Raw genomic sequence first — 14,315 nt, 5'->3', positions numbered from 1 at the left:
CGCTAAATTAACTTGCAGGGTATGATTGCCCAGCTAAACATTAGAGGGCGTTCAGAATTCTGAACGCCCTCTTTCATGACGAAGGTCAGGATCTCTTAACATTTCTGCCTTAACGCCTTGCTTGAGCTTTAAATAACTTATTAGATATTGTTATAACGTACGCACTTGTAAATCAAGCGCCCATTGTATACTTTATACAATAAACAAACTTTAAAGTCATACAAATAAAAAACTATAACCTTTTTAAATAAGCATCAATCGCATGTGATAGTAACTCATCAATTTGCTCTTCAAATTCGTCTTTGTCTTTATCCAACCTATCTAGGTAAGCTTCAACTTGAGCCATAGATAAGTTTTTATTTGCTATTGTGTATTCTCTTTCGGGCAAAGCTTTATCATAGCGAGGTACAAAACTAAAAAGCGCATACACTGGCGGTTTAATTTTATTATTTGCAAACTCACAAAAACCTTCAACAAAGTCTTTTCCTGTAGGGCCTAAACAACCTGGTTCAACACGATACAATAATCTTATTTTTTTGTCTTCACTCATACAAACACCAATTTGTTCAACATAATTTGTACTCAATTAGTTGTTTATCTACAACTTCGAGCCACCATTAAAGTTTATGATCAATTACCAATATTGCTCAACCGAGATATGACCAGGCTCTGCACGGCGGTGCCTTTTAAAACCCTTAGTCGTGAGCCAATGGGTAGTGTCTTTAACCATTTGAGGATTACCACAAATCATAAAATGACTAGACTTTGGCAACCCTTCAAGAGCACAAAACGAAGCTAATTGAGCAGATTCTAACACATGTGTGATCCGCCCTGACAAGCCATATTCTGGTACTTCTCTTGATACTACAGGAACATACTTAAATTGCTTAAACGCCTGTTGCGTCATGCTAATTTGCTGTCGATAAGTTAAGTCATCATTAGCGCGAACACCATGTACCAGTATAACCTGCCTAAACCTATCCCAAAGCTTACCTTGTGCCAAAATAGATAAAAAAGGCCCAATTGCCGTGCCAGTACTTAACATCCACAAAGTATGTGCATCTGGTATTTCTTCAATCGTTAAAAAGCCATTAGCTTGAGCGTCAATGTATATATCATCACCCGCTGTTAAGCGGGCCAGTTTTTGTGACAAACAACCGTCAGTCACTTCTATTAGGTAAAATTCCAAAGTAGGGTCATGTGGAGAGTTCACATATGAATAAGCACGCGCAATACGTTTACCATCCACTTCAAGTGCTAGCTTCGTAAATTGCCCAGCTTTGAAAGGTTGAACATCAGCAGCCACTTTTAAACTAAACAAACTAGGTGTCCACCAATTTACATTAATTACTTTGCCTGTTACCCACCGGGCCATACATTCTCTCCAGCATAATACATTTTACAAACTCAATTTAGGTAATTATGAGTTCATAAATATGATTGCAATTAGTGCTGATGTTGTAGCACGCAACACTTTTATGCCACATAACATTAAGAGTACCTCAATAAACCATGGCAGATATAATAGTAATGTCAAAGCTCAGGGCACCAAGGTTTACCCATTAATTCAGGTAAAGCATTATCCCCCTGCCGCTTGGGGGGATGCTTTGGATATAAGTGCACCGCATCAATGATGCTCAAGTGTGCTTTGATACCTGTGCCATAACCTTGCTCAATAAGTGTAGCTATATTCACTGTTAACCAAGCCTCATCGTCTTCAGAGATAGTAGCCGTTTTAATAGTCTTATCTATAACGTCAAGCCACTGTAAAAACAGCAATGACTTTAAACTCTGTTCGCGCAGTAATGGTTCATAGCCTGTTCGATACTGTAAAAACTTATCTAATGATTGTTGGCCAAAGCTGTGCTCATAATATTTAGTTTGATTAACGTCTCTGCACACCTGTCCTTACGCTTAAATATAATAAGTGCGCTTTTTCAAAGTATTCTAGCGCACTTTTGTACTCTCCTAGTGCGGCTAAAATATTTCCTCTGACAACCCAATAACCAACTTTAACTTTTGCTGATAATTGTTGCTCATCAATACTATTTATCAACTGAAATGCCATAGCTGGTTGCTCTGTCTACCTATAAACAATTACTAGATTAACTTTTAACAATGTTAATTCAATATCACTTGCTGAGAGTCTTAATGCACATTGGTAATGACGTCGTGCTTGCTCTAGCTGATTGTTATAACGATAAGCAACACCAATTCGAGTGATCAAGTTAAACTTTACTGGGCCTACATGAGCACCAAGGTCAGCGTCATAAAGTTGTTCTACAATTGATATAAAACTTTCCCAATCACGTGAATTTAACGCAGCTAACCCCCTTCTAAATGCAGAGCCACTATAGCATCTTGATTACCCTCTTTTTGAGCTTGCTTTAATAACTCACCATATAACTTGAGAGCACTTTTGGGCTCACTAGATGTCAATGCTTTCAATTCACCCTGTTGTGCAGCGCTCACCAGAAACATAAGAAGTGAAGATAAAATCAAGGAGATAATTGACATTTATACGCCTTAAAATTGTGCCATTCATCAAAGCATAGTTGTTAATCAACGTATTTCCCTTAAATTTTTACATCCATTAAAATCAAAATCGTAGGCAAAAAAAAGCCGCACTAGGTGCGGCTTTTTGGGTGTGATTCGCTTTGTTTTAGGCGTGTCTCCAAAACTCTGCGATTACGTTACCAAGGAACTGATAATTTTCAGGTTTTGCTCAACCTGAAAATAAATTTTTTAAATTGACTCTAATGCAATTTTTACCATTTCATTAAAAGTACTTTGACGCTCATCGCTAGGTGTTGCTTCACCTGTGATCACATGATCACTCACAGTAAATAAAGCCATTGCTTTAGCACCATATTCTGCTGCAACGCCATACATGCCAGCGGTTTCCATATCAACGGCCATAATGCCTAACTTGTCTAGCTGTGCATAAAAAGTTTCATCTGCTTGATAAAATGTGTCGGTGGTAAATACATTACCTACCTTCGCTTCAATCCCAAGCTTTCGTGCTGCATTTACACCGTTTTCAAGTAAACCAAAATCGGCGATTGCTGCAAAATCATAACCACGTACACGAGCACGGTTTACGTTTGAATCTGTACTTGCACCTTGCGCAAAAATAACGTCGCGAATTTTAATATCTTTACTTATACCGCCGCAGGTACCAATTCGGATCAAGTTTTTTACGCCATAACTTGCTATAAGCTCACGTGCGTATATAGACATTGAAGGAATACCCATGCCAGAGCCCATAATACTCACAGGTTTACCATTATAAGTTCCGGTAAAACCATACATATTACGAACACCGGTTACTTGACGCGCATCTTCTAAAAAGTGCTCCGCAATGTACTGCGCGCGAAGCGGGTCGCCAGGCATTAATACTGTTTCGGCAAAATCACCACTGTTTGCACTAATATGAGGTGTGCTCATCAATTGTTTTCCTTCTTTATGCTTTGTTCAGCGAAGCTTTAAACCCTTCACCATACTCAAGCGCAGATAAATTAAACCACTGGGCAAGGGTTTGACCTATGTCTGCAAAACTTTGTCTTTCTCCTAACGGAGCATTTTTTAAACCCGGTGTATAAGCCAAAACAGGCACATACTCACGAGTATGATCAGTTCCAGGCGCAGTTGGATCACACCCGTGATCGGCGGTGATCATCAACAAGTCATCTTCTTGCAATTTGTTGAGTATAGTAGGTAAAAAAGCATCAAATTCTGCAAGTGCTTGTGCATACCCAACGGCATTACGGCGATGACCAAATTTTTCGTCAAAATCCACTAAGTTAGTAAAAATTAAACTGTGATCAGGTGCGCTATCAACTAATTCTGACGTTTTCTCTAGCAAGTTCATTAGTCCAGGCGCTTTATGCTTTTGGGTAATGCCTTGATGCGCATAAATATCAGCAATTTTGCCAACACTGATTACTTCGCCACCATCTGCTGCCAATTTATCTAATAACGTTGGCGCTGGTGGCAACACCGAGTAATCTCTGCGATTACCGGTACGAATAAAGTCGGCACTCGAAGTGCCTATAAACGGCCGCGCAATTACTCGTCCTATATTCATTTCATCAAGCAGTGCCCGTGCGATTTCACATACTTGATAAAGCTTGTCAAGGCCGAACGCTTGCTCATGAGCGGCTATTTGAAAAACGCTATCAACTGAGGTGTAACAAATTGGCATGCCTGTTTTTACATGCTCCTCACCCAGCTGTTCTAAAATGGTCGTACCTGAGGCATAACAATTACCTAAAATGCCTGAAATATCAGCACGTTTGCAAAGTTCATCTACAAACTCCTGAGGAAAACAAGGTACTGTGTTAGGGAAGTATCCCCACTCAAACAACACAGGCACCCCTGCCATCTCCCAATGGCCTGATGGCGTGTCTTTACCACTGGATAACTCTTTAGCATAGCCCCAAGCGGCTTGAGGTTGCTGCCTTTGGCTGACTTCACAGGCTTCTTTGCCTGCAGCTTCACATGCATCAAGTAAACCTAAACGACTTAGGTTTGGTAAAGGTAACGCTTTACCTGTTTCTTGTTTATACGCTTGTAAAAGATGTGCAAGAGTATTTGCGCCAACATCACCAAAGTGTTCTGCATCAGGTGCTGCGCCAATACCTAGGCTATCTGCCATTAAAATGATTGCTCTTGCCATTATTTACCTCATTTTTACAAGACATGGGTTTACGTTTGTGTAAATATCCAACCTGTGCTCCCATTGATTGCTACTTTATTGTTGCTCTGAATAATCGTACAGGACATAAGTCCGCTGTCATAAAAGCATAACAAAATTCACGAACGTCGTTGAAGTTGTTGATTTTGTCTCACAGGACATAAGTCCTGTTTTGTTATCTGCAAAATCGCTAAATTTGCACCCTAAGCGAAGCAAAAGAGATTAATCGTGTCTTTTTTGCTATTGTGATCTTCCAACGTTAACGACTGCTGGGTGTGAACTTTAGTGACACGAACAATTATAGCTATTGCTGGAGCATCTGCTTCCGGTAAATCTCTTTTTACACAGACAATATACAATGAGTTAGTCAACGAACTTGAATCTGGCGCGATCGCCATTATTGAAGAAGACGCTTATTACAAAGACCAATCGCATTTACCGATTGAGCATAGGACACAAACGAACTATGACCATCCAGATGCGTTTGAACATGATTTGCTGCGCACACATTTAGAGCAGTTAAGGTTAGGTAAATCTGTAGAAGTACCTACCTACGACTATGCCCAACATACACGTAGCAATGAAACGCGTACAGTAATCCCAGCCAAGATATTAATCATTGAGGGTATTTTACTGTTAAGCGACCCCGCATTAAGTGAAGAATTTGATATTAAGGTGTTTATTGATACGCCCTTAGATATTTGTTTACTGCGTCGAATGCAACGAGATATTGAGCAACGCGGTAGAAGCTTGCCGTCTGTGGTTGAACAATACCAAGCAACGGTAAGACCCATGTTTTATCAGTTTATTGAGCCTTCAAAGCACAATGCCGACTTGGTCGTCACCCGTGGTGGTATGAATCGCGTTGCGATTGATATAATTAAAAGTAAAATAAAATACTTACTGCAAGAATAAAACGGGAACTTTAGGGCATGACAACAATAATGAGCTTAGTAGGCATGCTAATGCTACTGAGCGTGGCTTACGGTTTTTCAACAAACCGTAAGGCCATAAATAAACGTACGGTTGGGGTTGCATTCGCAATGCAAGTATCAATCGGTGGATTTGTGCTATTTGTTGATGCGGGTAAAAACGCTTTAGCAAGCATGTCCAGCGCAGTATCAGCTGTAATTGGCTATGCCAATGACGGGATAGCATTTCTATTTGGACCACTTGCAGATAAAAGTTCGTTAGGCTTTATTTTTGCGGTTCAAGTATTGCCAGTTATTGTATTCTTTTCAGCTTTAGTGGCGGTTTTATACTATCTCGGCATTATGGCATGGATCATTAAAATTTTAGGTGGTGGATTACAAAAGCTACTTAAAACATCAAAGCCTGAGTCTTTATCGGCCACAGCAAATATATTTGTAGGCCAAACAGAAGCTCCTTTGATTGTTAAGCCGTTTATACCAACAATGACTAAGTCTGAATTATTCGCGGTTATGGTTGGTGGTTTAGCAACGGTTGCAGGTTCAGTAATGGCAGGCTACGTTGCAATTGGCGTTGAGCTTAAGTACCTAATTGCGGCCAGTTTTATGGCAGCGCCTGGTGGCTTTTTAATGGCAAAAATGATTGTGCCAGAAACAGAGCAACCAAAACAAGATTTGTCGGATGTAAACGCCGATGAAGATAAACCAGTTAATGTGATTGACGCAGCTGCTGCTGGCGCATCAAGCGGCATGCACTTGGCACTAAACGTAGGTGCAATGTTACTTGCATTTGTTGCATTAATTGCTTTATTAAATGGCATGTTAGGTGGAATAGGTGCTTGGTTTGATTACCCAACACTCACATTGCAAGAAATTTTAGGTTACGTTTTTGCTCCTGTAGCATGGCTAATTGGTGTGCCATGGGATGAAGCCGTAATAGCTGGTAGTTTTATCGGTCAAAAGCTAGTAGTTAACGAGTTTGTTGCCTACCTAGACTTTATGAATTATCGAGAAGGGTTGAGTGAGCACACACAAGCGGTTGTCACATTCGCGTTATGTGGCTTTGCTAACCTATCTTCGATAGCAATTTTACTAGGCGGACTAGGTGGTATGGCGCCAAGTCGTAGAAAGGATATCGCACGCTTAGGGCTCAGGGCGGTTTTAGCAGGGTCAATGGCTAACCTAATGAGCGCAGCAATTGCAGGGTTTTTCCTCTCGCTAGCTTAGAAACTTAACGAGATATGCCGCATTTGCAAAACAATTGGTTGAATACCTTAAGGGGTTAAGGCATTCATACTAACTTGAACGATACTTCACCAAAGGGCCGCAAGGCCCTTTTATCGTTTAAAATTTCAATTTTCTCTTACCTCAACTAAGTTCACTTTTTATCTACACTTTTTTTCACTTTCCAACAAATATTTACACAATAAATTACCCAATATATTGACAGTGAAGTCCCTCAACTGTACGATTTTTAACCGCCAATAATGGTACTTAAGGACAATAAAATGAAGCTATTAAGAATATATGGGTTATCCATAGCATTGCTGTCATCGGTAATATTTACTAATCAAGCATACGCTTATCATGAATGCGACAAGGATGTTATTGAAGAGTCAATTAATAGGTATACATCAGCAACACGTGTAGAACGGTTATTTGTAAAAGCAGGTAGTTTTGATGATTGTATCCGATTACCTAGAAACAACTCTGCGTACAGTATTTTACAAAGGCAATACATGGCACGCAAAGAGCAAGAAGCGGATTTACGCGCAGATCTCCACGCACAATTTCTCGAACAAATGCCTAGTTTTGCCGTATTGAGATACTTCAACTTATCAATAATCGGTGACTTAAACGCGCGTCTTACTTCTGGCCCCAATGGAACAATATTGGTTAAAGTAGATGGATTCGGGGTACATGCAAAAGCTAAAGCTACCATAAAATATGTTCCATCAGTTATCGCTTCAGCATACGCAACGATTAGCGCAAAAGACATCGTTGCAACTGCAACTTACAATTTTATGGACGGAAAAGCGGGAAATGTGAAGATCGAGCATATAGACTTAGATATTGATGTTGACTCACGGCTCCTAGGTATAGACTACCCTCTTTTAACCACTTTATTTAACAATAAAATTAAAGCAAAACTTTCTGAGTCTGTACGTGAGCAATTAAACTCAAAACCTGCTGGATGGTCTAAATCCATGTTTTCTTTGGAAAAAGCAATTCCAGAAGGTGAGTTTGGCAGTATCGGTATAAGCATTAAAAATAGACTTAAGAATATCACGCCTGGACATTATATTCAGATATACACTAACTCCGAATATTTCAATAATTCTTCGTTCAAAGTTGTCTTCTCTGGAGGTTTATCAATGAAGGTTGATTCAAAGCTCTACAGAAACCCCTGCTATATGGGCCATAACCCAGAGTGCCAACCAAGATAAGTTAATGCGCTTCAATTGAAAGTAATTATGTGCTTGAGAATATAAACTAGCTCGAGCACACGTTCCTAAAATCAAACAGTAGCGAAAAAAGTGATGTAAAAAGCTTTTATTATCAATGCTGTTAGCTTACAAGTATTCTCTACCCATTATTTCTTAGGTACAAAGGTAAACTTAAAAAGCTGCGTACTTTATATACTCAGCAGCTTATATTTTCAGAGTAGAAACCAATAAGGACATATATAGAATCGCTCCGATTGCAAGACAATCGTTGGTAGAAATTCAAAGTTCATTGCTGCCATATATTCGGCTTTCAATTGAAAGGAATTATCCTCTTTGGCCCTAATGGATATCCGTACCTGATTGTCACATTCACACTATATGGCTTTGCTAACCTAATGAGCGCAGCAATTGCAGGGTTTTTCCTCTCGCTAGCTTAGAAACTTAACGAGATATGCCGCATTTACAAAACAATTGGTTGAATGCCTTAAGGGGTTAAGGCATTCATACTAACTTGAACGATACTTCACCAAAGGCCCTTTTATCGTTTTATAGCCACTGTAAAATACGCTCTGTGATGGCTTTCGGCTGCTGCACCCACTTAAAGTGCGATGCTCGACTTAGGCCTACATCTTCAGGTTGTAACTTAATACGCGTTACTTCTGCTGCTTTTAATTTACTAGCCAAAAAATCACTACACTGTTGCGTTATATACTTATCACCTGTTAAATAAACAAACAGCACGGGCAGTTTGATGGTTTCTAACAGCTGTTCATAATCCAATGCCGAGCCTTTGACTCGATACCGACCGGTAAAACCTTGCTGTAACCAATCCTGTATTAAACCTTTAAACTCTCTGCCTGAAAATTTAAAGCGCTCGCCGGGGAAATAGCCCAGCACAGCACTCAAACAGCCAATACAATTATAGCCTAAATAACGCCCCCAACGTCGCCACGGGTTTGCGATATTTTTATAGCAATTAGAGAACCACTAGCGATCATCACTACGCCAGAAACATGGTCAACTTGAGACGCATATAACAATCCAAGTTGCGCACCTAAACTATGACCGACTACGTTACCTGATTACATTCATAGTGTGCTTTTACTGCACCGACAATCGCTGGAAGGTCAGTATTGAGAACTTCGTTATAATCATAATTAACTGTCTTATATGGCCTTACCGAACTACAGCCATGATTCGCTAATAGTTGGCTCTCACACCCATAGCTGGTAAAATAATACAAACTGGGGCTGAACCTTCTTTACTAGAAAACCCTCTGCTCCCCATTTTTGTACCATCTCTCATACCAATCTCAGTCACCCATTCGTCTGCACTGAGTTTATGTTCATTTTTCACAGCCTACTCATTCCTTTGCAATTACACATTAACTACTGATTTTTATAACACGTGCTGTGATTTTATGCGCGGCCTTTGTCATAATACGTATCTAAAATATGAAGGTATAAGTGGTATCGATCACGTATAACGTGCGCTTTAATAAAAAGGATAAATAGTATGCAAATCTATTATTTACAAATGTTGAGTGAAACTGACCTAACGCCCTCCCCTTTACCTGACGACCTCAGTATTGTTGAAATAGAAACCATACAACCTGAGTTCAATCTTTTTTTATACTCGCTTGTTGGCAAGCATTGGCAATGGACTGATAAGTTATCTTGGTCTTTAGCGCGTTGGCAGAACTATATTGAGTCAAATAAAATACGCACTTGGGTCGGTTATAGCAAAGGCGCAATTGTCGGTTACTACGAGCTAAACCTTCATACAAAAAACGAAGTTGAGATCATGTACTTTGGGTTAACAGCCTCTTTTATTGGCAAGGGATACGGTGGCGCTTTATTAAGTCACGCAGTAGAGTCTGCATGGGCCATTGAAGGAACCAAAAGGGTATGGCTTCACACGTGCGATCTTGACCACCCCAACGCTCTAAATAATTATAAAAAAAGAGGCTTTTCTTTGTATAAAATTGAAACTGAAAATAGCTAATTAAAAAATAAGCTTACTTAAAAAGATATATTACAAACCAAATAGAACTTGAATTAAAAATTAAAAGACTATAAATCAATAAATTGCATTTAATTAATAGGATACAGAGGAGAGTTTAATTTTATTTAATTAGCACAATGACAAAAGCTTCCTTAAAAATTGGTCGTGAGAACAATACACCACTTAAGGAACAATGATGAAATCAATAATAACAATGCCACTACTTTTAACTTCGTTGTTATGCAGCGTTGGCGTTTATGCAGCCAAAGATGCCCCAATCATGTTTGATGACTTTAGTTATAAAACCTTTGTTGATGCCACTAAAAATGGCTGGCAAATTAGAACCCAAACAGGGCATCCTGGAATTAAAGGTGCTAAATGGTGGCAAGAAGGGGTATCATTTCACCTTGATAGTTTAGATCATAATAACACGGTGATGAGACTTACCTCAAAAACCGACGGCAGTGCTGAAAATACTCGCCACACTCAGGTATGCCATAAACGAAAGTACCGCGAAGGCATTTATGCAGCGCGTGTTTTTTTTAACGACAAACCACAATATGGTCCCGATGGAGATGGTGTTGTTGAGACCTTTTATGCCATAAGCCCTCTGGCAGCTCCCATGGACCCAAACTATAGCGAAATGGACTTTGAATATTTAGCTAATGGCGGCTGGGGTAAGGGTAATAAAACGCTGTTTGCTACTTCATGGGAAACCTTTAAGCTCAATCCATTTACTAAAGTAAATGAGTACAGCACGCTACAAAATAGCTTGCAAGGGTGGAACACATTACTGCTAAAAGTAACAGATAACCGACTACGTTATTATGTAAACGGTAAACTCTTCGCCGACCATGGACCTGAGGTTTACCCAGAAGTGGCAATGTCAATTAACTTTAATTTGTGGTTTATAAGCGAGCAGATTGTACAAAGCAAAGAAATGCGACAGTATTATCAAGACATTGATTGGGTTTACTTTTCACAAGATACTACCCTTAACACCCAAGCTGTCACTCAAAAAGTTGCACAACTACGCAGCAAGCGAATTCAACAAATGGATACAGTGAATAACTGGCATCCTAAGCTAGATGATTACTGCAGCCTATAACAATTCAATTAACGGTATACGGTGATTGGTCATTAAACCATGCTGCCACTCTGGTAATTAAATGAGGTTTGTCACTATAACGGGCAACTTGCTGCGCGCTCAGTGCTAGTTGCTCGGCTTCAGTTAATTTATTTTGCTGCTTAGCAACATCTGCTTTGGCCAATAGTACCCACACCTGATTGGCGGGCGCTGCATGATCATCGGCAATCTTTTGTGCTTGCTCCAAATACGTGCCCGCAACATCAAATTGCTGTTGCTGCGCCGCAATACGTGCCAACTCAATCAATGCAGCGGTTTGCCCATATTGGCTATAAAAAGATTGATGATACTCAAGTGCCTTAGTCACTAATTTTGTGGCTTGTTGAAAATCTCCCTGCAAGCGCTTAATTTTACCAAGTTCTTCATAAGTATAAGCAATAAACAGCTCATCTTGCTGGGTTTGGGCCAGTGTCTGCGCTTTTTCAATATAAAATTGCGCATCACTTAGCTCCATTACTCGTACCTTGCCTCGTGGCCAATTGATCAGTAAATACCCAATCATAAGGTGCGCCCTGATAAGCTCACGATTGTCAAAAGTCCCACTTTGCTCAACCGTTGTCATCAGCAAAGTGATTGCCTTAGAGTGAAGACCTTGATTTGCATAACTAGCTGCTAAATAACGCCTAGCTGCCAATAGGTTAGGTTCTGTTTGAAGAGCAGCCAAAAATAATGGAACAGCTTGCTGGTAGGCTTGCTGCAAGTATAACTCCACACCGCGTGCAAATGCTTCGTTACTAAAGTCACTATTCCAATTTTGCACATTAGCGTGCCTGTGACTTGCGTACTTATGCGCAAGTGTTACATTCAGTTGCTCAAAACTTTGCTCAATGCTTTTTGCAAATTCCACTCCCTTTTCAATTCCATATTCAAAAAATAGCGTGTAATGCAATTGAAAGTCCTGAGGGTAGCCAGTTAAACGCGTGTAAACCAATACTGTTGCCTCCAATTTTTGCCGCAAAAAAGCCAGTTTATTCGCATCAAGTGATTGCATACCATACTCTGAACGATGCTCAAGCGCATACAAAACTTGATCATGACCAATAACAGTTAAATCGGTGTTTGCTTTAAGTTGTCGCGATAAATACTCCATTCCTCTTAATGGCACCCACTGATGAATATTATCGGAAATATCATTCTCTACAGGTAAAAATGCAATGCTAAACGCGTTGCCTTGCTGTTTTGAATTAACACTTATAATAAGGGTAAGCAACAAACCAATGCCTATGATTGCACCAATAAACACAGCAATACGGTTGCGTGTGTTAATGGCTGTGATTGGAGCTACCCATTGGTAGCCATCTTTAGGAAAAGTTTTTATGACTTGCGAACCCAGCACATCTCGCAACTCTTTTATAGACTGTGTTAATACCTGCTCTTGTACAACAACATCATGCCAAATTATATCTAATAGTCGCTTTTTTGAAACTACCTCATCAGCATGTTGGATCAACATAGTCAGTACTTGCAATGTTTTTGCTCGCACCGCTTGGTTCTTGCCATTTTTTGAGATAACACCTTGTTTTAAATCTATATAAAACCCTAAGCATTTGTATTTATGTGTACGCTTACCTGCGATCAGACTCAAATTATACCATCTCAAAAATAACTGTTAGCCATTACTTTAAAGAACTATTAAACACACAACAAGTGCTAATAATTGAGTAACGAGACTATTACATAGCCAGTTTGTGTGTTTGGTATGATTTTTAGTTTTATAAAGCAGCCATATTTTTTATCACAACTCAATTTTATAACTGTGGTAATTTTTGCTTCGTCGATTATCCCTTGTAAAAGAATCACTAATCTAATACATGGAAAGTACGATGACACCAAACTTCATTTTCAAATTCATATGCTGTTTCGCATTGATAATCACTTGTCAAGTTTATGCAAAGCAGCAAAAGCTATTACCTAATGATGGTGAAGCAGAAGATCAGTTTAGCTATAGTGTCGCGATTGATGGCACAACCGCATTAGTTGGTGCACTCAATGCGAATGATAATGGTATTAAAAATTCAGGTGCCGCCTACATCTACACCTTAGACTCTACAGGTTGGCAACAACAAGCAAAATTAACGTCTGAACCAGCATATGCAGATGACACGCTTGGCGGTAAAGTAGCGTTAAAAAACCACATTGCCATGCTAGGTGTGAGCAGAAGGGATGATAAAGATGAAAACTCAGGTGCTGTGTTTGCTTTTGAAAAAGATGCCAATACGTGGTCGCAAAAGCAAATTTTAACAACAGAAGATGCCAAAGCAGGCGACGCTTTTGGTCAAAGTATTGCTATGACAGAGCACTTTCTTGTCATCAGTGCGCCACACAGCGATGCACCTCAAAAAGATTCAGGCTCCGCTTATGTTTATAAACGAAACAATAATACATGCCAATTTCAAGCCAAGCTTACGGCAGATGATGGTGCGCAGGGCGATTTATTTGGCATAAGTGTCGCGATTGATGATAACACGATTCTAATTGGTGCTGATTTAAATGATGAAAAAGCAGGTGCTGTATATGCCTATGTCTTCGACGGTAAACAATGGCATCATCAAGCAAAACTGATGGCTAAAGATGGCGCAAAAACGGATATTTTTGGCGTAAGAGTGGAGTTGTTTGACGACATAGCATTGATCTCCGCCAAAAGAGACGATTTAAAAGGCGTAGGCATAGATGCGGGCGCTGCTTATATTGTTGATTCGTAAAATTAAAAATCATTTTATAGTGAACAGTAAAACAGTCTAGTGTTGAATTTATAATAGCACCCTCATTATTTGGTACTTCGATTCACCTATCATATTCATCAAAATCTCGGTGCGCTGAAACGCTTAATCAAAGGTGCCAAAACTAGCAGTTGAGACCATTCATTTTTGTGTTTCTGCGGTGTAACGAAATTAGTAACCTCGCTAAAAGCCAAAAAATAGCTTAAATAGAGCATCATACATACCAACAAAATACCCCGCTTAAAGTATTACACCAATTTTATTAAAACATTGATCATTTAGAATAACGACATACCGGAACTTTTGCTTAGTTACTGGGTCATTTATCTATCGCAATATCTGATCTTAAAACTCATTAACCCTAAAGCTTAC

At 39.5% G+C, this 14,315-nt stretch carries 16 protein-coding genes; 6 read left to right on the top strand and 10 right to left on the bottom strand.

The features are described 5' to 3' along the window. Positions 1-232: 232 nt before the first annotated feature. The 7 genes from SANK73390_RS17320 to SANK73390_RS17290 all read right to left on the bottom strand — a co-directional run bounded on the left by SANK73390_RS17320 (position 233) and on the right by SANK73390_RS17290 (position 4,678). On the bottom strand, positions 233-550 hold the full coding sequence (locus tag SANK73390_RS17320; RefSeq protein ID WP_462767688.1) for a hypothetical protein: 318 nt from the start codon (positions 548-550) through the stop codon (positions 233-235). Between the two features lie 84 nt (positions 551-634). Further along, positions 635-1,375, bottom strand: a complete 741-nt coding sequence (locus tag SANK73390_RS17315) for a ferredoxin--NADP reductase (RefSeq protein ID WP_462767687.1) — start codon at positions 1,373-1,375, stop codon at positions 635-637. Between the two features lie 158 nt (positions 1,376-1,533). Next, positions 1,534-1,902 carry a hypothetical protein gene (locus SANK73390_RS17310; RefSeq protein WP_462767686.1) on the bottom strand — a complete coding sequence of 123 codons (369 nt, stop codon included), beginning with the start codon at positions 1,900-1,902 and terminating at the stop codon, positions 1,534-1,536. Next, entirely contained in the window at positions 1,886-2,068 is a 183-nt protein-coding gene (locus SANK73390_RS17305) for a tetratricopeptide repeat protein (protein ID WP_462767685.1), read from the bottom strand. The genes SANK73390_RS17310 and SANK73390_RS17305 overlap by 17 nt, the downstream gene beginning before the upstream one ends. Before the next feature lie 257 nt (positions 2,069-2,325). After that, complete coding sequence (locus tag SANK73390_RS17300) at positions 2,326-2,517, bottom strand: hypothetical protein (RefSeq protein WP_462767684.1); 192 nt, start codon at positions 2,515-2,517, stop codon at positions 2,326-2,328. Between the two features lie 228 nt (positions 2,518-2,745). After that, complete coding sequence (gene deoD, locus SANK73390_RS17295) at positions 2,746-3,447, bottom strand: purine-nucleoside phosphorylase (RefSeq protein WP_462767683.1); 702 nt, start codon at positions 3,445-3,447, stop codon at positions 2,746-2,748. A gap of 16 nt (positions 3,448-3,463) precedes the next feature. Beyond that, on the bottom strand, positions 3,464-4,678 hold the full coding sequence (locus tag SANK73390_RS17290) for a phosphopentomutase (RefSeq protein WP_462767682.1): 1,215 nt from the start codon (positions 4,676-4,678) through the stop codon (positions 3,464-3,466). A gap of 303 nt (positions 4,679-4,981) precedes the next feature. Here SANK73390_RS17290 and udk point away from each other — a divergent pair, with 303 nt between their 5' ends. The 3 genes from udk (at position 4,982) to SANK73390_RS17275 (ending at position 8,072) form a co-directional block, all read left to right on the top strand. Then, the gene (udk, locus tag SANK73390_RS17285; RefSeq protein WP_261593678.1) at positions 4,982-5,611 is read left to right on the top strand and encodes a uridine kinase; all 630 of its coding nucleotides are present in this window, start codon (positions 4,982-4,984) and stop codon (positions 5,609-5,611) included. Between the two features lie 17 nt (positions 5,612-5,628). Further along, complete coding sequence (locus SANK73390_RS17280) at positions 5,629-6,852, top strand: NupC/NupG family nucleoside CNT transporter (RefSeq protein ID WP_462767680.1); 1,224 nt, start codon at positions 5,629-5,631, stop codon at positions 6,850-6,852. A gap of 281 nt (positions 6,853-7,133) precedes the next feature. Further along, entirely contained in the window at positions 7,134-8,072 is a 939-nt protein-coding gene (locus SANK73390_RS17275; RefSeq protein ID WP_462767678.1) for a hypothetical protein, read from the top strand. Positions 8,073-8,618: 546 nt separating this feature from the next. Here the strand turns inward: SANK73390_RS17275 and SANK73390_RS17270 are convergent. Continuing rightward, positions 8,619-8,978 (bottom strand): hypothetical protein, encoded by a 360-nt coding sequence (locus tag SANK73390_RS17270; RefSeq protein ID WP_462767676.1) that lies wholly within the window; start codon positions 8,976-8,978, stop codon positions 8,619-8,621. Between the two features lie 294 nt (positions 8,979-9,272). Next, positions 9,273-9,428, bottom strand: coding sequence for a hypothetical protein (locus SANK73390_RS17265; RefSeq protein ID WP_462767674.1), 156 nt, complete (start codon positions 9,426-9,428; stop codon positions 9,273-9,275). A 159-nt stretch (positions 9,429-9,587) separates the two neighbouring features. Between SANK73390_RS17265 and SANK73390_RS17260 the strand changes: the two genes are divergently transcribed. Further along, positions 9,588-10,076, top strand: a complete 489-nt coding sequence (locus tag SANK73390_RS17260) for a GNAT family N-acetyltransferase (protein ID WP_462767672.1) — start codon at positions 9,588-9,590, stop codon at positions 10,074-10,076. Positions 10,077-10,272: 196 nt separating this feature from the next. Beyond that, entirely contained in the window at positions 10,273-11,184 is a 912-nt protein-coding gene (locus SANK73390_RS17255; RefSeq protein ID WP_462767670.1) for a glycoside hydrolase family 16 protein, read from the top strand. A gap of 4 nt (positions 11,185-11,188) precedes the next feature. Here the strand turns inward: SANK73390_RS17255 and SANK73390_RS17250 are convergent, their stop codons facing one another. Further along, complete coding sequence (locus SANK73390_RS17250; protein WP_462767668.1) at positions 11,189-12,808, bottom strand: winged helix-turn-helix domain-containing protein; 1,620 nt, start codon at positions 12,806-12,808, stop codon at positions 11,189-11,191. A 238-nt stretch (positions 12,809-13,046) separates the two neighbouring features. On the opposite strand from SANK73390_RS17250, the gene SANK73390_RS17245 reads away from it, so the two are divergent. Next, positions 13,047-13,925 (top strand): FG-GAP repeat protein, encoded by an 879-nt coding sequence (locus SANK73390_RS17245; protein WP_462767666.1) that lies wholly within the window; start codon positions 13,047-13,049, stop codon positions 13,923-13,925. The last annotated feature ends 390 nt before the right edge of the window (positions 13,926-14,315 follow it).

The organism is Pseudoalteromonas sp. SANK 73390 (genome assembly GCF_054966645.1).
The sequence above is the reverse complement of the archived record's forward strand: the minus strand, read 5'-3'. Positions and strand labels throughout refer to the sequence as shown.